General features: G+C 33.7%; 20 protein-coding genes. 7 read left to right on the top strand and 13 right to left on the bottom strand.

Annotated elements, in window-relative coordinates; all coding sequences use genetic code 11:
• From Q0L29_RS05555 to cmk, 10 genes are all read right to left on the bottom strand, one after another.
• Positions 1-1967 (bottom strand): exodeoxyribonuclease V subunit beta (locus Q0L29_RS05555; RefSeq protein ID WP_296619790.1); only part of this gene is annotated, 1967 nt, incomplete at its 3' end.
• A 39-nt stretch (positions 1968-2006) separates the two neighbouring features.
• Complete coding sequence (locus Q0L29_RS05560) at positions 2007-2153, bottom strand: hypothetical protein (protein ID WP_296619792.1); 147 nt, start codon at positions 2151-2153, stop codon at positions 2007-2009.
• A gap of 162 nt (positions 2154-2315) precedes the next feature.
• Positions 2316-2882, bottom strand: a complete 567-nt coding sequence (locus Q0L29_RS05565; protein ID WP_296619794.1) for a DUF502 domain-containing protein — start codon at positions 2880-2882, stop codon at positions 2316-2318.
• Positions 2883-2972: 90 nt separating this feature from the next.
• Positions 2973-3584 carry an NADH:ubiquinone reductase (Na(+)-transporting) subunit E gene (nqrE, locus tag Q0L29_RS05570; protein WP_296619795.1) on the bottom strand — a complete coding sequence of 204 codons (612 nt, stop codon included), beginning with the start codon at positions 3582-3584 and terminating at the stop codon, positions 2973-2975.
• Positions 3585-3602: 18 nt separating this feature from the next.
• Positions 3603-4289 carry an NADH:ubiquinone reductase (Na(+)-transporting) subunit D gene (locus tag Q0L29_RS05575; protein ID WP_296619797.1) on the bottom strand — a complete coding sequence of 229 codons (687 nt, stop codon included), beginning with the start codon at positions 4287-4289 and terminating at the stop codon, positions 3603-3605.
• Positions 4290-4307: 18 nt separating this feature from the next.
• A complete protein-coding gene (gene nqrC, locus Q0L29_RS05580) occupies positions 4308-5054 on the bottom strand; it encodes an NADH:ubiquinone reductase (Na(+)-transporting) subunit C (protein WP_296619799.1) in 747 nt (248 codons plus the stop codon).
• Positions 5041-6234: an NADH:ubiquinone reductase (Na(+)-transporting) subunit B gene (locus tag Q0L29_RS05585; protein WP_296619801.1), complete on the bottom strand. Its 1194-nt coding sequence runs from the start codon at positions 6232-6234 to the stop codon at positions 5041-5043. Before Q0L29_RS05585 ends, nqrC begins: the two co-directional genes overlap by 14 nt.
• A 53-nt stretch (positions 6235-6287) precedes the next feature.
• Complete coding sequence (locus Q0L29_RS05590; RefSeq protein ID WP_296619803.1) at positions 6288-7652, bottom strand: Na(+)-translocating NADH-quinone reductase subunit A; 1365 nt, start codon at positions 7650-7652, stop codon at positions 6288-6290.
• Positions 7653-7772: 120 nt separating this feature from the next.
• Positions 7773-8693: a 4-hydroxy-3-methylbut-2-enyl diphosphate reductase gene (locus Q0L29_RS05595; protein WP_296619805.1), complete on the bottom strand. Its 921-nt coding sequence runs from the start codon at positions 8691-8693 to the stop codon at positions 7773-7775.
• Positions 8683-9372: a (d)CMP kinase gene (cmk, locus tag Q0L29_RS05600; RefSeq protein WP_296619807.1), complete on the bottom strand. Its 690-nt coding sequence runs from the start codon at positions 9370-9372 to the stop codon at positions 8683-8685. The genes Q0L29_RS05595 and cmk overlap by 11 nt, the downstream gene beginning before the upstream one ends.
• Before the next feature lie 323 nt (positions 9373-9695).
• Here cmk and Q0L29_RS05605 point away from each other — a divergent pair, with 323 nt between their 5' ends.
• Positions 9696-10178 carry a DUF4199 domain-containing protein gene (locus tag Q0L29_RS05605; protein WP_296619809.1) on the top strand — a complete coding sequence of 161 codons (483 nt, stop codon included), beginning with the start codon at positions 9696-9698 and terminating at the stop codon, positions 10176-10178.
• Between the two features lie 122 nt (positions 10179-10300).
• Positions 10301-10579, top strand: coding sequence for a hypothetical protein (locus tag Q0L29_RS05610; RefSeq protein ID WP_296619810.1), 279 nt, complete (start codon positions 10301-10303; stop codon positions 10577-10579).
• On the opposite strand, the gene Q0L29_RS05615 is transcribed toward Q0L29_RS05610, so the two are convergent.
• The gene (locus Q0L29_RS05615; RefSeq protein WP_296619812.1) at positions 10567-13041 is read right to left on the bottom strand and encodes a BamA/TamA family outer membrane protein; all 2475 of its coding nucleotides are present in this window, start codon (positions 13039-13041) and stop codon (positions 10567-10569) included. The two genes, Q0L29_RS05610 and Q0L29_RS05615, sit on opposite strands and share 13 nt — an antisense overlap.
• Between Q0L29_RS05615 and Q0L29_RS05620 the strand changes: the two genes are divergently transcribed.
• Positions 13013-13753: an RNA methyltransferase gene (locus Q0L29_RS05620; RefSeq protein WP_296619813.1), complete on the top strand. Its 741-nt coding sequence runs from the start codon at positions 13013-13015 to the stop codon at positions 13751-13753. The genes Q0L29_RS05615 and Q0L29_RS05620 overlap by 29 nt on opposite strands.
• A 133-nt stretch (positions 13754-13886) precedes the next feature.
• Entirely contained in the window at positions 13887-14111 is a 225-nt protein-coding gene (locus Q0L29_RS05625; protein WP_296619816.1) for a DUF2905 domain-containing protein, read from the top strand.
• A gap of 5 nt (positions 14112-14116) precedes the next feature.
• Here Q0L29_RS05625 and Q0L29_RS05630 read toward each other — a convergent pair whose 3' ends face one another.
• Together Q0L29_RS05630 and Q0L29_RS05635 are read right to left on the bottom strand one after the other, a co-directional pair.
• The gene (locus tag Q0L29_RS05630) at positions 14117-15289 is read right to left on the bottom strand and encodes a hypothetical protein (RefSeq protein ID WP_296619818.1); all 1173 of its coding nucleotides are present in this window, start codon (positions 15287-15289) and stop codon (positions 14117-14119) included.
• Positions 15290-15374: 85 nt separating this feature from the next.
• Positions 15375-17600, bottom strand: a complete 2226-nt coding sequence (locus Q0L29_RS05635; protein ID WP_296619825.1) for a cation-translocating P-type ATPase — start codon at positions 17598-17600, stop codon at positions 15375-15377.
• Between the two features lie 70 nt (positions 17601-17670).
• Between Q0L29_RS05635 and Q0L29_RS05640 the strand changes: the two genes are divergently transcribed.
• The 3 genes from Q0L29_RS05640 (at position 17671) to Q0L29_RS05650 (ending at position 20142) form a co-directional block, all read left to right on the top strand.
• Positions 17671-17976, top strand: coding sequence for a helix-turn-helix transcriptional regulator (locus Q0L29_RS05640; protein ID WP_296619820.1), 306 nt, complete (start codon positions 17671-17673; stop codon positions 17974-17976).
• The gene (locus Q0L29_RS05645; RefSeq protein WP_296619822.1) at positions 17977-18606 is read left to right on the top strand and encodes a Crp/Fnr family transcriptional regulator; all 630 of its coding nucleotides are present in this window, start codon (positions 17977-17979) and stop codon (positions 18604-18606) included.
• Between the two features lie 120 nt (positions 18607-18726).
• Complete coding sequence (locus Q0L29_RS05650) at positions 18727-20142, top strand: rhodanese-like domain-containing protein (protein ID WP_296619823.1); 1416 nt, start codon at positions 18727-18729, stop codon at positions 20140-20142.
• Positions 20143-20291 lie beyond the last annotated feature (149 nt).

The following is a 20291-nucleotide window of genomic DNA, read 5'->3' on the forward strand; positions in this document are numbered from 1 at the left end:
ATTTTCTGGTAATAGAATTTAATTTGAGCCAGCGCAATTTTATCCTCTGTGTATAAATATTGAAAGCAATTCAAAAGGAAATTCACAATGTGAGCGCTTGACAAGAGCAAGGTTTCATCTGAAATGATATTGTATTTGTATTCTTTTGCTTTCTGCGGATTTTCTTTTCTGTACTTCTCCAGAAAATCCTGAATTTCTATTCCTTCCCTTTTTCTTCTTACCAAAATCCCTACGTCCTTAAGTTGTATTCCGGCATCCTGTAAACGCTCCAAGTCCTGAACGAACTTCACAAGAGCATTTTCTTTCCAACTAATTTTTTCACCCTCGCTTGTTTCCTCCTCAACAAAAAATTGTAGCTCTACAAAGCCATCATATGGATATACCTTCTTCTTTTCTTGATACACTTCTTTATAAGCATCTGGTAAATCTTGCAATAAATACTCAACATCCTCAGTGAAACTATTGGAGGTCTTATTTACCGCATGAGCTTTTATGATTTGAGGTAAAGCAGAAAACAAAGTATTATTAAAATCAATTACCTTAGGTTTGCTTCGGAAATTATGGCTTAAGGCATCTTCATGATAAAATGCTGGAGAAACATCCTCTTTTAAGCCTTTCAAAAGCAACCTCCAATCTCCGCCTCGCCATCGGTAAATGGACTGCTTTACATCTCCAACCACCAAATTTTCATTCCCTTCAGCCAGAGAATTCTCTACTAAGGGTTTGAAATTCTGCCATTGTAAAGTGGATGTATCTTGAAATTCATCAATAAGAAAATGGTCATAAAAACTACCCATTTTTTCATAAACAAAAGGGCTTTCTGCTGGATCAGTTCCAATTATCTGATTTAAAAATTGAGTAGTGTCGGAAAGAAATTGAATACCCTCTTCCTTTTTATATTCCTGCATTCTATGATTAAAATGCTGTGTAATACCTATTAAATAAATGTTTTTTAGAATATTTTCAGCTGAACGATATTCACTTAGATTCTTTTGAATGTATTCAATTGCTTCATGGAAATAACTTATTAATCCTTCTGATGAAACTTGAACAATAAGCTCTTTCTTTTTAGAAGTTTTAGTAGCTAAGGATTCACCTTCCGTTTCAATTGCAGCTTTTGTTCTTCCTTTTACAAGCTCAGATAAATCATAAACCTTATCACGAGTGCTAATCTTATTGAAAAAATTAATAGCTCCAGATTTCCCAAAACTAAAATCTTCTACTGTTAGCCCTTTATTTTCAATTAATTGAAACGACTTTTCACTTATTCCATTTAGCGTATTTTCAAATTGCGCAATGATTTTATTAAGTTTGTCTTTAAATACTTTTAGCTTATCATAATTGCTAATCTCTTTATTCAGGGCTTTTTCAATGACTTTAAAATCATCCTTCATCAATTCCTCCGTGAAGGATAGAATATCTTTACGGATATCCCATCTACCTTTATCTTCTAGTTTATTGATAGAAAAATCTATGACCCAATTTTTTAAAGCAATATGCTTTGGGTCACTGATATCTTCCATTAGTAGATCCAAAACGGCTTGTCTTACTTCATCTGTATTTAAAAGTAATTCACCATCACCTTGAATACTTAATTCTCTGGCAAAGGAACGCATTACATTTTGAAAAAACCGGTCGATAGTCTGTACGGAAAATCGACTATAATTATGAAGAATTGATATTAGTAATTGCTTAGACCTTATATGTAACTGGCTATTCGTTAATCTTAAAATATTTTTTAATTGTTCTCCCATATCGGATGGGACATTGCTTGAGAAATCAAAAAGATTTTGAATTATCCGCTCTTTCATTTCTTGCGTTGCTTTATTGGTAAAAGTAACCGCTAATATTTTTTTGAAATGATCAGGATTCTGGAAAGCTAATTTTAAATATTCTCTAGTGAGCGTAAAAGTTTTACCACTACCGGCAGATGATTTATAAACTGTGAAAAGATTTTCCTTTTGCATAAAGGAAAATTAAGGGAAGTTGCAGTAAATTAAAAGAGGTTAGTTTAATATATTCACTAAAATTACGGAAGATGCAATAATACATTCAATACATATGATTACGGCAGAAATAATATCTCCTACTGAACCTGAATTTATTAATGATTTGTATTTTGTTCTTACATTCAAAACTTCTCCCCTATTCATGATGCACATTTGGCTAAAAATAAATATAATAACATACATCGCTCAATAAAACTAAGAATAGATATTTATTACTATATTATTTTATAGGTACTATTTTTTATTATTTTAATCACAATAATATGGGTTATTTAAATTCATTTAGTTAATATACATAGTAATATATTACATATCCTCAATTCCACTCACTCCCCCAGAAACAATAAATTTCATGGCATCAGTACTATTAACATCCCATGGATGAACCAATTCATTCCTAACTACTAAAATATTTCCTGAGAAATTATATGAGTGAGGCATATAGACAGAACAGAAGCCTTCCATATTTACTTTACTTAAATTACTTCTTGTAATGAATCCTGGTTTAAAAATTTTTCCAGCTTCATCAAACTGAACCATGACGGGTTCATTAAATTTCTTTTTATCTCCAACGAAGGCTCCTACTAAATCTTTGATTGAATTATAAATAAGACTTAAAAGAGGGACTTTAGTAATAAAGTGTTCAAACATTTCAAAAAATGGCTTCATAAAATAAGTAGTCCCTAAATAGCCCACTCCTATTATGGCTGAAACCAAAATTAAAATTCCTAGTCCGGGAATATTAACAGGCAATAAACCATCTAGCCAATTAAAAACTGCTTGAATAACCAAAATTGTAAAAGCAATAGGAGCTACAAATAATAAGCCTCTGAAAAAAAAACTTGCTATTTTAGTAAAAATTCTTTGTCGCATATTCTAAATTATAATTCTATTTCTCTTTACAACGAAAAAAGCCTTGATGAGGTCCATCAAGGCTTTGAATTTATCTTAATAAATATTCTGTTATATTGAAATACCCATAAAAGACATAAATGCAATGCCCATTAATCCAGTAATTAACATAGTAATTCCCAAACCTTTTAACCCATCAGGAACATTCGAATATTTTAATCTTTCACGTATAGCAGCTAAAGCAATAATTGCCAAGAACCATCCAATTCCTGAAGAAAAACCATAAACAGCTGATTCTGCTAAATTATATTCTCTTTGGTCCATAAATAAAGATGACCCTAAAATAGCACAGTTTACAGCAATTAAAGGAAGGAAAATACCTAAAGAACCATATAATGCAGGAGAGGTTTTTTCTATAACCATTTCAACTAACTGCACCATAGATGCAATTACAGCTATATACATGATAAAGCTCAAAAAGCTTAAATCAATACTAGCTAAGTCTTTGCTTAACCAAGTTAAAGCTCCTTCTCTCAAAATAAACTCCCCTAATAACCAGTTCGTTGGAACTGTGATTGTTAATACGAAAATTACGGCTAATCCTAAACCAAAAGCAGTACTTACCTTTTTAGAAACCGCCAAAAAAGAACACATACCCAAGAAGTAGGCAAACACCATGTTCTCTATAAAAATTGATTTTATTCCTAAGTTAATTAAATCCATTGTCTAAAATTTTAGCGATTAATTTTCTACGTATCCTGTTTTATTTCTCTGAACCCAAATGATAAGCCCTAATATAAAGAAGGCACCCACTGGAGTTACCATGATACCATTTGCTTGATAGTCCATTCCAACCCAGCCATCAGCTGAGAAACCAATAGCTTTGAGTACTTCAAAACCAAAGATTGCACCTGAACCAAAAAGTTCTCTAAAGAAAGCAACAGCTAATATAATCCAAGCATATCCTAATCCACTACCCAAGCCATCGAGTATTGAGTCATAAGGTTTATTAGCTAAGGCAAATGCTTCCAAACGCCCCATAATTATACAGTTTGTGATAATCAAACCAACGAATACACTTAATTCTTTATACATATCGTAAGCAAATGCTTGCAATACCTCATTCACCAAAGTTACCAATGTTGCAATAACCGCCAATTGAACGATAATTCTAACACGATTGGGAATTAATTTTCTTAATAATGAAATGATTAAGTTTGAAAAAACTATTACAAAAATAACCGCAATTGACATTACCATTGTAGGCTTCATTTGCGTAGTTACTGCAAGTGCTGAACAAATACCCAAAACCTGAATCGTAATTGGGTTATCATCATTTAATGGATCGGTTACAATCTTTTTTCTCCTTTTAGAGAAAAAAGCTTCCGATTCCTTTTTTACTGGTTTATCTACAGTTTCTGTACTCATATCTTTAATTTCTTTAGATTATAAAGAGGCAGTAGTCCCTTTTTTGTTAAAATATGATTGGTAATACTTGAAATAATTTTTCAACATATCATTTAAACCATTACCTGTAATTGTGGCTCCAGACATTCCGTCTACATGATGTTCGTCCAATTTACCAGGAGGATTATTTTCACCTTTCAGCATTTTAACAGACACCAATTCACCTTGATCGTTATAAAGTTCTTTACCCTCAAATCTAGCTTGAACCTTATCCTCAGTAATTCTAGCACCAAGCCCTGGAGTTTCTCCTGCATGAGCAAATACTGCACCTTTGATAGTTTTTCCTTCAGTATCTAATGCAATATAACCCCAAATATTATCCCATAAACCACTACCATAAACTGGAAGAATATAAGATTCAATTTCTTCTCCCCCATCTTTACCATAATATTTAAACACAGGATATAGTCTTTCTTCTGGTGCTTTTTTATATTGTTTTTCAACATTAACATCCTCAGCAACGATAGGTTCCCCCTTTTCATTTTCAGAAACAATATTACCCTCGTAATCTGTCACTTCAGATTTAATTGCTTTATTGTAGGTTTCAATGACATCCATTTCAGAAGTTACTTCTAAAACAGCACCTAAAATTTGTTTCTTAGTATCCAATTCAATGGATTTTTTCTGAATAGGCCCTAGACCTTCAGATGTAGCTGCTAACAATCCGCCTAAGACTACTGTGAGTATGACGGAAAATAATATTACGTAATAATTAGACTGTCGCACGTTTTAACCTCCTATTTTTATTAGATTCAACAACATAATGATCAATTAATGGAGCAAATACATTCATTAAGAGAATGGCTAGCATAATTCCTTCAGGATATGCAGGATTAACTACTCTGATAATTACCGTTAATATACCTATCAAAAATCCATAAATCCATTTACCTGTTTCTGTATGGGCTGCCGATACCGGATCAGTTGCCATAAATACGGCTCCAAAAGCTAAACCACCAATTACTAAGTGATAATGAGCTGGCATATCCATAAAAGCATTAACCCCTACAGCATTAAACCCTAAGCCCATTAACCAAGCTCCGGCAAATACACTAAAAATAATTTTCCAACTTCCAACTCCTGTAGCGATTAGAATTGCGGCTCCTATCAGTACCATTAAAGTAGAAGTTTCTCCTATTGAACCTGGAATTGCACCTAGGAACATATTTTTAAATGAATACATTCCTTCTGCCCAAAAGCCTGAGAAAGATTCAAGCACGGTTCCTGTTCCATTTAAAGCTGTATCATATGCAACAGCCAAAGCAGTTGCTCCGGAATACCCATCAACAGCAGTTGCATCACCTAAATAAGTCCAAACCTCACCGGAAATATCGGTAGGGTAAGCAAAATATAAAAATGCTCTAGCTGTTAAAGCCACGTTTAAAACGTTCATACCAGTACCACCAAAAACCTCTTTAGCGATGATTACAGCAAAGATTGTTGCTAAAGCAACTTGCCATAATGGAATACTTGGGGGCATAATTAAGGCAATTAACATACCTGTTACCAAGAACCCCTCATTAACCGGGTGATTACGAATAACACAGACGGCAAATTCTGTACCCAATCCTATTGCATAAGAAACTATAACAATAGGAATTGCTTGAATAGCACCGATTCCTATTTTTTGAATAAAAGTTGCCGTTTCACCTATAGCTAAGAAATGCTGATGACCTATGTTCCAGATCCCAAATAATAAACAAGGAATCATGGCGATCACAACGGTAAACATGGTTCTCTTCAAATCATTTGCATCTCTAACTTGTACTCCCTTCTTAGATGTTACTAATTTAGGTCTGAAAAGAATAGTTCGGTGACCTTCGTACAATGTATAGTACTTCTCGTATTTCCCCCCTTTCTCAAAAAGAGGTTCAATTTTATCGAAGAATTTTTGTATTGGATTCATATTTTATAGTATGATTATATTAATTGATATTAATCACTAGGATTAATCACCTTTTATCCATTTATCATTAAATTGATTCCTTTTCTTAGAATGGCCTGAAGCTCATGTTTAGAAACATCAATAAATTCACATAATGCAACATCTTCTTCTATTAATTCGAAGATGCCCAAAGCTTCCATTTCATCATAATCCTCTGCCATAATAGCCTTGAACAAGTAATTAGGCAAAATATCCATAGGAAGAACTTTTTCAAACTCACCAGTCAAAACAAAAGCTCTTTCTTCTCCATTGGTATTAGTATCTAATACATATTCTTTCTTTTTATTTAAGAAAGATAATAAACCAATAGCCCTATGGAAACTTAATTTTGATGTAGTAGGCTTAATCCATCCTAATAACTCTTCAAAATCTCCTTCCGGAACTACTGTTATTTGCTCATCATAGTAACCTATATATCCATCAGCATCAATTCGTTCTCCAGTAAGAGGATTTCCCGAAATGTATCTAACATGGTCTCCAGAAATATTATCTTTTACAATATTTTTGATTGAAGCGCCTACAAAAGTTTGATAATATTGAGGCTCACTTACTTCTGAACCTGCTAAGGCTACTTTTTTGGAAGCATCATATTTCCCTGATAGGAAAAGCTTACCAATTTGGATCACACCGTAAGGCTTTACTGTCCAAGCGATATCACCTTTATTGATAGGATCAATATGATGAATTTGAACTCCTACATTTCCTGAAGGGTGTTTACCACTAAACTTATTGATTTGAACACCTTCTGCTTGGCTGAACATTTTCAACATTTCTTTATCTTCAGAAATATTGATATGCACTTTTCCTTCAGTGAGTTTTTTAATCACCTCTAAGCCTACTGAAAATGCTTCCGCTTCTTCTCTATAAATAAAATTATAATCTGGAGCTAAAGGATGTGTGTCAAATGCAGAAATGAAGATTGCCTTTGGAGCATCCTCAGGATTAGCTACGATACCATAGGGTCTTTGGATAATATTGGGCCAAACCCCGCTTTTAAGCATCGTTTCTTTAACTTTCCCAGCATCTAATGATTTGAGATCAGACTTGGAATGTTTTCCAAAGTCCTCAAAATCATTTTCCTTATCAGCTAAAATCCTTAATTCTAATAATTTTCGCTTTTCCCCTCTTTTGATTTCAGCTACCTCTCCGCTAACTGGAGAACAATATAATACATCGGGCGCCATCTTATCATAAATTAGAGGAGTCCCTGCTTTAACAGTGTCACCTTCTTCTACCAATAACTTAGGCCTTGTAATAGCCGGGAAGTCAGTTGGTTTGATTGCGAATGTTTCTGGTTTAGGTGCATTTGATATTTTGTTCTCAGCTTTTCCAGCTAAGTTTATATCAAAACCTTTTTTAAGTTTAATGGTATGAGACATGTCTTTATTTAACAATGAACCCTTATTTGAAATTGAGGCAAAATTAAGAATTATTTTGCTAAAAAAAATCTTTTAGTGTATTATTAGCACACATGATTAAATGAATTTATAACTTTTTAATTAACAGCTTTGAAGGCTTTGGTGTTCAATATTTTCTACAAAATTTTTCACTGTTTCCATGAGCCACATTGGGGTAGAGGTAGCGCCACATATTCCCACACTTTCTCTACCCTCAAACCAACTAGAATCTACCTCTTCTTCATTCTCTATAAAGTAGCTATTAACATTTTGAGCTTTGCATACTTGATAAAGCGCTTTTCCGTTCGAGCTTTTCTTACCACTTACAAACAAAACTACATCATGTTGTTTTGAAAATTCTTTTAGTTTTGGTTCTCTATTTGATACCTGCCTGCAAATACTATCGTTGGCATTTAGCATGGCTGAATTCCCCTCTTTAAGATCCGCTTGAGCCAGTTTTAGTCTGTTTTCAATCTTCTCTTTTATATTATAAAAGCCGGATGTGCTTTTTGTCGTTTGGCTAAATAAGGTAACTGGTCTTTTAAAATCTATTTCCTCTAAATCAGTTTCATCCATGACAATGATTGCATTACCATTAGTTTGCCCATCTAAGCCTGTCACTTCTGCATGACCTTTTTTTCCATAAATAACAATCTGTCCTTTATCAGTACACATTTTATCATGAGCGTTTTTCACTCTATTCTGCAATTTTAAAACCACAGGGCAGCTAGCATCTATGAGCTCTATATTGTTTTCCATTGCTATTCGATACGTCTCAGGAGGCTCTCCATGGGCTCTAATAAGTACTTTACAATCATGCAGCTCTTGTAGCTCTTCATGGTTAATTACTCTTAAACCCTTATTGAATAATCGCTTAACTTCCATATCATTATGGACTATATCACCCAAACAATATAGTTTATCAGAGTCCTCCATTGCATCTTCCGCCATTCTGATAGCGTATTCTACACCGAAGCAATAGCCAGAATCTTGGTCTATAGTTACTTTAAGTTTAGACATCATGTTTAATCATTTTTTCTGTTGCCAAATTTAAAACATATTCTACCTGCTCTGGCAAAGTCAATTCACTAGTATCCAAAATATATGCATCATCAGGGATTACCAATGGATTTTCCTTTCTTTCTGAGTCCATTTTATCACGAGCCAATAAGTTTTCTTCTATTTCAGGGATTGGGACTAACTGATTTTTTTCCATTAATTCCTTTTGCCTTCTTTCGGCTCTTACAGCCAAATCAGCCTTCATGAAAATTTTTAATTCAGCATTGGGGAAAACATTTGAACCAATATCTCTTCCATCCATTACCACACCCTTCTTTTTTCCCAATTTCCGCTGTTGGTTTACCATGTTTTTTCTCACTTCCGATATAGCACTGATTTTACTCACCTGATTCGAGATATACATTTTTCGAATTTCCCCCTCAACATTCAAGCCATTCAAATAAGTTTCGCTAGATCCCTTTCTTTCGTTAAAAATGAAAGAAATATTAATATTTTCAATGGCTTTTGATACTTCCTTAGGATTATCTATAGTGATATGATTTTGGTGGAAATACAAAGTAACTGCCCTGTACATGGCACCTGAATCGATATAACTATAGCCAAGCAGGTTTGCCACTTCTTTGGCAGTGCTACTTTTTCCGCAGGCTGAATATCCATCGATGGCAATAACTATTTTTCTCATAAATTAACAATCTTTCACCGGACAGGGCAATGGTTTTTTCTTTGGCATTGATTTGCGGCCTCCTTGACTTGCACATGCAGATAAAAGCAAGCTTACAATTAATAGGAATACAAAATTAATTTTCAGAGCTTTTTTAAGCATCAATATCTCGAAATCTGTTTCAATCACAAATATAAAGGATACACAAGGAAATTCATGAATTATTCGATGAAATACTCAATTATCATCAATTATAAGTTGGGTTGAAATTTATTCTATATAGGATTAAGTAACAACAATTAAGCAAATGGTGTGTTACATATTTAATCAATCATAAAAATACTATGAAAAAAGATTCAATTGAATATAACGGACTTTTAGGTGGGATTATGGTTTTCATTGGTTTGGTTGCTTATTTTCTAATCATGCACGCAGTTGGATTAGATCATAATTTGGAACTTCGAGCATTGAACATAGTTATTATGGGTGCTGGGGTATTTTACTCCATAAAATCAATCAAGGAGAAAAATAACAATTTCGACTATTTTAAAGGAATTGGAACCGGAATGCTTACTGCGGTGAGTTCGTCCCTTGCATTTTCCATATTCATCTTCATTTACCTTTTATCTAATCCTGATTTTTTGCTGGAAATAAAAACTGTAGAGCCATTTGGCAGCTATCTTAATGCATTTTTGATTTCTTTCATCATTATTATGGAAGGTGCAGGTTCTGGTTTTTTCTTAAGTTATGGAGTAATGCAATGGTACAAAAAAAGAACTCCCGAAAAATTCTTAAAAGAACAAAGAGACAATAAGGAATCTAAATAAAATAGTCTCGATTTGAATCTTTGGACCCCTCATTAGAGTAATGATATATTTCTTAAATTAATAAAACAACTCCCTATAATATTTATTAACTTTGATTTATAAGGCGCAATAAGTATATAGACATGGAACAAAAAAAAGGAAAAGCAGAAGAATTCTTTAGCAAGGCAGGGAAGAAAATAGACCACTTGTTTTCAGAAATTAGTAATAGTAATATTTCCGAAAAACTGGAGTTAAAAGAAAGATTAAATGAATTAAAGCGTAACAAAGAATCATTAGAAAATGACTTTAATCACTTTACCGATGAAAATAAAGAGGTATTTAAAGACATTGCTGACAGTTTTGAAGAGTCCTTTGAGGAAATTAAAAACATCTTCCGAAAAAAGAAGAATCAGAATGGATAACCAATTCCTATATTTAGTGCTGGGCCGTAATTACTTTTAGTTCCTAAATTCCATTCATTAATTGTCCATCTTTCCCCTTGGTCTCTGGCTGGATCATATAATTTGAATGCGAAATCAAATCGAAGTATCAAAAATGAAAAATCTACTCTTAAACCAAAGCCTGTTCCAATAGCAATTTCATTATAAAATCTATTCCATTGAAAATCACTTCCTGGATTTTCATTTTCTGAAAAGGACCAAACATTACCCGCATCAATAAAAAGTGCTCCGTCTAAGAAGTTAATAAGGTTTCGCCTTATTTCTATACTCGTTTCAAGTATGATTTCTCCCGGCTGTTCAAAACTGTAAATGAAATTACCTTTATCGTCTTTTGCTACATAACTTCCCGGCCCCAATCTCCTAGGTGCCCAAGCCCTTATACTATTACTACCTCCAGCAAAATAATATTTCTCATAAGGTAAAATACCTTCAGAAAAATCACCGTAGGGCTTGGCAATTCCAACATTAAAGCGATAAGCAAGAGTACTTTCTCTTCCATAAGGTATATAGGTTCTATAATCAAAAGAAGCCTTTATAAATTGGAAATAAGCCAAAGAGGATTGCTCAATATTTTCTTGGAGCGCATTAATATTTAACAAATTTCCTCCTGTTTCCGCGTATATTTTAATAAAGCTTGCCTGACTTCTGCTTTGTCCGTAATTATTAAAGTTCTTAGAAATATTGATAGAACTACTGGATACAAAAGAAGGTTGAAATGATCTTCTGAGCTGATTTCCAAATCGGGTTTGCTGTTCTAATGCATCATTAAAAGCAGAGTCTAACTCAGATGCTATTAAATTAACGTCCGTAACAGTAAGATCAAAAATCCATCTTTTTTTGTTCTGCCACGAATAACCATAAGAGCCATTTAAATTACTCCTAACATACTCTGGTCTTTCAGTATAATTAAATCCTAAACCTGTTTTAGTTTTTGGATTCAATAATGCAAAGCGAGATTTCAATTGAGTTCCTAGAGGAAATAAAAAGTGTGGAAAAGTTAAAGATAAATTGGCTCTTGCTTCTGTTGCAGTAGTAATTTGTGTTTGATCCGATAAATTTGCTACTCCTTCAAATCCTAATCTACCGGAGAGCTCCATTATTTCTACTCCACCAAAGGGATTTCTATTTTTTAAAGACACATTATAAAAAGGACCCGGCAAACCGAAAGTAACGTTCACATTGACACCCACTTCATTACTCAATTGATATTTTTCTAATGGGCTGGTAAATATATTGGCCACAAAATCACCCCCTGCTGTATCGTATTTTATATTTACAAATCGAAACATATCCAGGTTAGCCAATTGGCGCTGGGTATTTAACGTTTTTTCCAAACTGTAATATTCACCAGGCCTTAAAAATACTCTCTGGTCTAAAATTTTCTTTCGGTAGGAATATTCGTAATAGGAATAATTTATAGAATTGAATTTTTCTTCAGTCCTTTTTTCACCTCCAAGTTGAGTGTTAACATCGGTTGTAAAATTCACCTTATCCAATTTAAAACGCTTATGACTTTTGTCATCTTGAGGTTTATTGATCAGAACTTCTATAGCCAATGCGGTAGTATCAGGATCACGAAAAACATTAAATTCTACGAATTGTCTTGAGAAAGTGTAATAGCCATTATCTTTCATAATATTTTCTATTCTTTCTCTTTCCTCAGTCAATTTACTCTGATCATAATTATCTCCCTTTTTAATTAAACTGTTTCTTCTGGCGCCAACAAGGACACTCATCATTACTTTATCTTCTCCAGCATCATAAAATACAGTATCGATTTTATAGGATTTATTTTCTTCTATTTCATAAATTACAATTACACTTTTATTTTTAACACCTCTATATTTCAATTCATAATCCACCTCAGCATCAAAAAGCCCTTTGGATTCCAAAAATAGTTGTATTTGATCTCTGGTCCGTTCAGTTGAAGTGGAATCGTAGATAGTCAAAGGTTCTCCCCATCGCATCAAAAGATTCCCCTCTTCCAATTTAGTAGAAAGTCTCTCAGTTTTTTTATTGAGTTTTCGTTCTAATCGAGTTACCCTATTAAATTTTTCTTGCTTCCTGGCAATATTTATTTTTTTAGATAGCTTTTCTCTTACTTTCTCTCTTTCTTGCTCAACCTCATCTTTATCATAATATTTATTCCCTATCTCATAAAAAGCTACATAAGGGGAAATTGGCAACAAAATAATTCTTCTATTTGCTTTTTGTGTAAATAGATCATCTAATCTATCAGAAGAGATTTTTTCGTTACCTTTAATCTTCTGTTTGTAAAGAAGTTTTTCATCATCTTTGAGATATCTAGTACCTACACAAGATGTGAAAAATATGATGCTGACCAGCAGAAAGGATTTTATTACTTTTATAATCAATTTCAGTGCTATCGAATAAATGCTTACTAAGAATAATACAAAGTTCATCAAATCTCTTCAATTAAAGAAATTCCGACAAAAAGAAGGTTTATTTACAGTTGAAGGAGCCAAAAATACGCTCGAATTATTAAATTCTTCCTATAAATTAAAATATTTAATCCTTAGTGAAGATTTTTTGAATAGACATCAAAAGGAGATTAATAGTTCTGAGATTGAGCCAATCCTTGTAAAAGAAAAAGAATTAAGTGCTTTAGGCGCATTTCAGACCAATACTGATGCCTTGGCGGTGGTACATGAAAAAACACCACTTACCTACCATTCAAAAAGCTTTGATTTGGTTTTGGATGATATTAGAGACCCAGGAAATTTGGGCACTATCATTCGATTAGCGGATTGGTATGGGATTCAAAACGTCATTTGTTCGGATACCACTGCAGAATTTTACAATCCGAAAGTGATTAGTGCTTCAATGGGTTCCATTTTCCGAACTAATTTATACCGAAGAGATTTGAAAGAATTTTTAGCAGAAAACAAGAAGAGAAAAATTTACGGAGCTTTACTGGAAGGAAAAAATGTCCACCAGGTTAAATTCAAAGCTAATGGGCTTTTAGTGATTGGGAATGAATCGCACGGGATTCATCCGGAGCTTATTTCTTTGATCACAGATAGTGTAACAATTCCTAAAATTGGTCATGCAGAATCTTTAAATGCCGCAATGGCTACTGCTATTATTTGTGATAATGTTTTTAGAAAACATTAAGACCTTAACACAAAAAAACCTGTCTGCTAAAGACAAAAAAAAGTTTAATGCTATAATTAAGTTCATTAAGTAAACAGAATTTTATTATCCCGTTTAAAGGAAAAACTTTATTCTAGTTTAGAATTTAAAATAAATGAATAACTCATTAGGTAAATATTTGATAATAATTGGTGCTTTTATAATTATAGCAGGCATCATTATTTATTTTTTCCATGACAAGCTGCAATGGATAGGGAAACTTCCCGGAGATATTAGAATAGAAAAAGAAAATTTTAGATTTTACTTTCCTATTACTACGATGTTGTCGGCTAGTCTAATTGTTTCTCTTTTAATAAGGTTATTCAGGAATATTTTCTAAAGCCTTTATAATTTAAATTTTCTTGTAAATGAGAAAGTAGGAAATGCAATCATTCTAGTACCTCCATTATAATCGTACGTATTCCAATCCGAGGAATTATAAGGCGCTGGTATTTTTGAATTTACAATAAGCATATGTGTTAGACCAAATTGCCAACTCACTAATTCATTACTTTTTCTTACAAATCTAATACCTGTTAAACCATACCAGATATTTCTACGAACATTGTACTCACCCTCTTGATATATCACAGAACCATCTGGTAAAAAAGTGTTTTTATAAGCAAATTCCGCTGTTTGAAAATTGAATAAATAGTTCTCAGTTAAGAAATAAAAGTGTTTTCCTGCTCTGATAATCCCTGCAATATTTCCAACAACTGAAGAACTTTGTTCAGTATTATTTCTTGTATTAAAAAGTAAATGCCCACCACCAATCGAAAAATTATTATGGCTATTTCCATAGGTATAAGTTGCAAAAGCCAAATTACCGAAAAAGTTAGTACCATAAGTACCCACCATCAACATATCACCAAATGCCAAATGAGAATTTTCCTGAATAGGAATACTATATTTAGCCGTGAAATAAACAGGCAATCCAATTATAGTTGTGCCCATTCCAACAGTAAGTCTGTCTGTTATACCATATTGAAAATCATGAAGCAAAAAATACAAGGAATTATAATACAATTCACTTTCTTTTAAGGGCAATGCAGAGGGCGCAAAGAAATAACGAGAGTCATGTTCAGCAATTATTGAATCAGGATGTACGCTTTCTTCCTTTTCCGTATTAGTTGGATTTGATTCGGTAGTGTTTGGATTATCAATTATTTCCCAAAGATTATATAAAATAATAACCGCTTTTTCTTCATTTGAAATTGATTCAAGATTTGAACCTGCAAAAACAGACCCTAATTTTTTATCATCACAGTCTTTAACTTCAAGTGCATACCCTTTCTCTGTCTTTAAAATTGTAGAAAAATAATAATCACATTTATCCCTGAAATCTACAGAATTTGTCAAATATAAATTTTTCTCCAGAAATTTTTTCTGTAGTAGGTTTTCAACTTCAGCATTGAGAACTGAAGTTCTATCGTCAATTACAATTTTGTTTTGTGCCTCAGCTTCAAACCCCAGAATGAATAAAAAAATAATGCTGATTATTGATAAGATCGATTTCATAAGAATGTTGATAGTTCGAGATGAAATTAAATTTTTAGTCTATATTATCAAACAATTGTAAGTTATTTTTTTAAAATTTCTTTTTTTATAGTTTCATACTCTTTAATCTCAAGCTATTAAGTACTACCGAAACTGAGCTGAAAGCCATCGCTGCTCCAGCTATCATGGGATTCAATAAAAACCCTGTAAAAGGATAGAGCAAACCAGCTGCCAATGGGATTCCTATTATATTATATATAAATGCCCAGAAAAGATTTTGTCTAATACCTCTTATTGTTAATTGAGACAAATGAAATGCCTTTGGAAGATTTTGTAAATCTGAACCTATCAAAGTCATTTTGGCAACATCAATAGCAATATCAGAGCCTTTACCCATGGCAATGCTAACATCTGCCTGAGCCAAGGCTTCAGAATCATTTATTCCATCCCCTACCATAGCCACTACTTTCCCTTTGGATTGTAATTCTTTCACAAAATCGGATTTATCCGCTGGCATCAAATGAGCTTTCACATGCTCTATTCCAACTGCATCTGCTACTGCGCGTGCTGTTTTTTCTGCATCACCTGTCAGCATATAAACTTCCATTCCCCTCTCACGCAATTGCTGAATACTTAATTTTGCGTTTTCTTTTATTTTATCAGCTATTCCAATCAGCGCCAGGATTTGATTTTCATCAGCAAAGTAAATAACCGTTTGGCCTTTTGACTCCCATTCATCAGCTAAAATTAGAACCTCATCATTCACTTCAATTTTTTGTTCTCGCATAAGTGCATTGTTGCCCACAAAATAATTGTGATCAGCCAATTTTGCTTTCACCCCCCTACCAGAAATACTTTCGAAAGCATTAATTTGCACAGCCGATAACTCAGTTGATTTTAAATGATTTAGGACAGCTTCAGCTAATGGATGCTCACTTTTAGACTCAATTTGATGAAGAATAGATTTGATATTGCCATTTTCTGAAAACCATTGATGATTCACAACTGATGGCATTCCTTCCGTAATCGTTCCTGTTTTATCTAAAATAATGGCATCTGCCTTATAAGCTTTTTCCAAACTTTCAGCATCACGGATAAGCATGTTATTTTCTGCACCTTTTCCTACTCCCACCATTATGGCAGTCGGAGTGGCTAAACCTAAAGCACATGGACAGGCAATCACTAATACCGTGATAGCAGATAACATACCTTGAGTTAATGCATTATCACCACCGAAAATTTGCCATAGAACAAAAGTCAAAATAGCTATCCCTATTACTACAGGAACAAATATACCTGCAATTTTATCTACCAATTTTTGGACAGGAGCTTTACTTCCCTGGGCTTCCTTTACACGTTCAATAATAGACGCCAGTAAAGTATTCCCACCTACTTTTTCAGCTTTAAAAGTAAAACTTCCTTTTTGATTGATGGTGCCAGCAAATACTTTCGCTCCGTCAATTTTTTGAACAGGAACAGGCTCGCCAGTTATCATGCTTTCATTTACATAGGACTCTCCACTGACCACTTTACCATCTACAGGAATTTTATCACCCGGTTTCACTAAGATTTCGAAACCTTCTTTTACAGCATTGATAGGAATTTCTTCTTCCTTTCCATTTACTAAAACTATCAAGGTTTTAGGTTGCAAGCCAATCAGTTTCTTCAAGGCAGAGGAAGTATTGGTTTTGGCTTTTTCTTCCAAATATTTCCCTAAGGATATAAAGGTGATAATGACTACGGCTGCTTCGTAATAAACATGGGCTTCCAAACCTCTTTGCAGCCAAAATTCCGGATAGAAAGTATTAAAAACACTTAATGCAAAAGCAATACCTGTACTTAAAGCCACCAAAGTATCCATATTGGCTTTACCGTTTTTAGCTTGTCTCCATGCACCAGTAAAAAAATGTCCTCCAAAATAGAACAAAACTATAGCCGACAAAGGCAGTGATATGTAGTGACCGACTTGCCAGTTCATGAAGAACATCCCAATGATGAAAACAGGAATGGAAAGGATAGCCGAACCAATCAAACTCCTCTTAATTTTTAGAAACTGAGCCATTTGGGCTTCCTCCTGCTTTTCAGCCACATTTTCTTCCTCTATGATAGCGTCATAACCTACTCCCTGCAAAGCTGTTTTTAAATCTTCAAGAGAGACTTCATCAGGATTAAAAGTAGCCCATGCAGTGTGAGTTGCGAAATTCACATCTGCATCCTGCACGCCTTTAGTACTCTTTAGAGTAGACCCCACGCTACTTGCACAAGCAGCGCAACTCATTCCTGTAACCGGGAAAGTTTTTTTTATGCTATTAGCTTCAATTTTTTTAGACATATATTTTTCCTCTACGGAATTATCAAAAATCTTCAAATCAATATATAAACAAATTTTCATATATTACGATATGAAAGTGATGGAAGTTCAAAAGTCCGATGAAAAATTAGATGCTATGGCAAAAGTTTTGAAAGCAGTTGCCAATCAGAACAGATTAAGGATAGTACAGCTGTTACTAACTAATGGCGAAATGACGGTAAATGAAATTTGTGAAAAGTTGAAAAACTGCGAACAGTCTTTATTATCTCATCATTTAGCAGCTCTAAAAGAAGCAGGAGTTTTGAGTTTCCGTAGGGAAGGTAGAAAGATTTACTACTCTTCAGCAAAAAAAGAAATTAAGAATTTATTAAATTGTATAGAAAACTGTTGTGAATAAATGAACGATAAAATAAAAGAAGTATTAGACCGATCCCCTTTCGAACCTGAGGTAAAAGCGGAAATATTAAAAGTAGGACGCCTTAAAAAAGCTAAAGCAGGTCAATCTGTTATCACTTCAGATGATGAAGCACAGGAAATGCCTTTAGTCATGTCGGGCTTATTGAGGGTGATGAGAAATGATGAAAATGGAAATGAAGTATTTCTATATTACTTAGAAGGCGGGGAAACTTGTGCCATGTCCATTACATGTTGTTTGGAAGGCAAAAGAAGTTCATTTCATGTAGTAGCAGAAGAAGATTCAGAATTGTGGATGATGCCTGTATCCAATCTAGATAATTGGATCACTAGATATCATAGTTTCAGAAGATTTATTTTCAATTCATATCAGACCAGATTTGATGAATTATTACATGCTATCGACAGCATGGTATTTATGAAGCTAGATGAAAGACTTTATAATTATCTATTAGATAAGAAAATTGCTAGCGGTTCATTTGAAATTAAGAAAACACATCAGCAAATTGCAAATGAATTGAATACTTCCAGGGTAGTGGTTTCAAGGCTTCTAAAGAAATTAGAGAAAGAGGATAAGATAGAGCAGAGGAGAAATTATATTGAGATTCTTTAAAAATAGGCTTTAAATCGATAGAATGGACAGTTTCAAACAATCAGTAACTGATGTTACAATCCACTTTTGCGCACTGCCGTATATTTGTGACAAGTTTAAAAAAGAAATTAATTTAGAGTTATGAACATAGAACAAATTTATACTGGATGTTTAGCGCAAGGCGCTTACTATATAGAAAGCAATGGCGAAGTTGCTATTATAGATCCATTAAGAGAATCTGCTCCTTATATTGAAAAAGCAGAAAAAGACGGAGCAAAAATTAAATATATTTTTGAAACTCACTTTCACGCAGATTTCGTTTCAGGTCATGTTGACCTAGCAGAAAAAACAGGTGCTACTATTGTTTATGGTCCTGGTGCTAAAACAAATTTTGATATGCACGAAGCTAAAGACGGAGAGACATTCGAAATTGGAGATATCAAAATTAAAGTTTTACATACTCCTGGTCATACCTTAGAGAGTTCAACTTTCTTATTAATAGATAAAGAAGGAAATGAGAAGGCCATATTTAGTGGCGATACTTTATTTATTGGTGATGTGGGACGACCAGATTTAGCACAAAAAGCAGGCAAAATCACGCAAGAAGATTTAGCAGGAATGCTTTTCGACAGCTTAAGAAATAAAATTATGACTTTGCCTGATGATGTAGTGGTTTATCCAGCTCATGGAGCGGGATCTGCTTGTGGTAAGAACATGAGTAAAGAGACTACTGACCTTTTAGGTAATCAGAAAAAAACAAATTATGCGCTTAGAGCGGATATGACAAAAGCAGAGTTCATTGCAGAAGTAACGGACGGATTATTACCTCCTCCACAATATTTTGCTCAGAATGTGGCTATGAATAAATCTGCAGATACTTCAGGTTTAGATAAAATATTAGAGAAAGGTAATGTTGGTTTAGATGTTGAAACATTCGAAGCAATGGCAAATCATGAGGGCGCTTTAGTATTAGATACAAGACACCAGGAAGAATTTACTAAAGAACATATTCCAAATTCCATCTTCATTGGTATTGATGGAAGTTTTGCTCCTTGGGTAGGTGCCTTAATTCCTGATTTACAACAGCCAATCGTATTCATAACCGAAGAGGGACGAGAAGTGGAAATCGTAACTCGTTTATCAAGAGTAGGATATGACAATACTTTAGGTTATTTGAAAGGCGGAATCAACGCATGGAAAGCTGAAGGAAAAGAAACGGATAGTATAAAATCAATTCCAGCTACTGAATTTGCTACAGAATTAAAATCTGGTAATCTAACTGTTTTAGATGTTAGAAAACCATCTGAATTCCAGTCAGAACATGTAGAAGATGCACAGAATTTCGCATTAGATTATATCAATGACAATTTTGATGAATTAGATAAAAATCAAGAATATCATGTGCATTGTGCTGGTGGATATCGATCTGTAATTGCTGCATCAATCATGAAATCAAGAGGATTTCACAAATTAGTTGATATAGCAGGTGGTTTTAAGGCCATAAGCGAGACTGATATTCCTACAACGGATTATGTTTGTCCTTCCACTTTGAAATAATTAGTTAATAACCTGAGTTCGACTCTTATTTGTAAATTCAGATTTTCATATAATTCAATAGACAAGACGTCTTTTAGAAGATATAGCGGGCTATATCGAGGGAAGACAACGCAGTATATTGGATTATATGGAAAGGCTTTTCCTATCCC

The organism is Marivirga sp. (genome assembly GCF_024636815.1).
Taxonomy (GTDB): Bacteria; Bacteroidota; Bacteroidia; order Cytophagales; family Cyclobacteriaceae; genus Marivirga.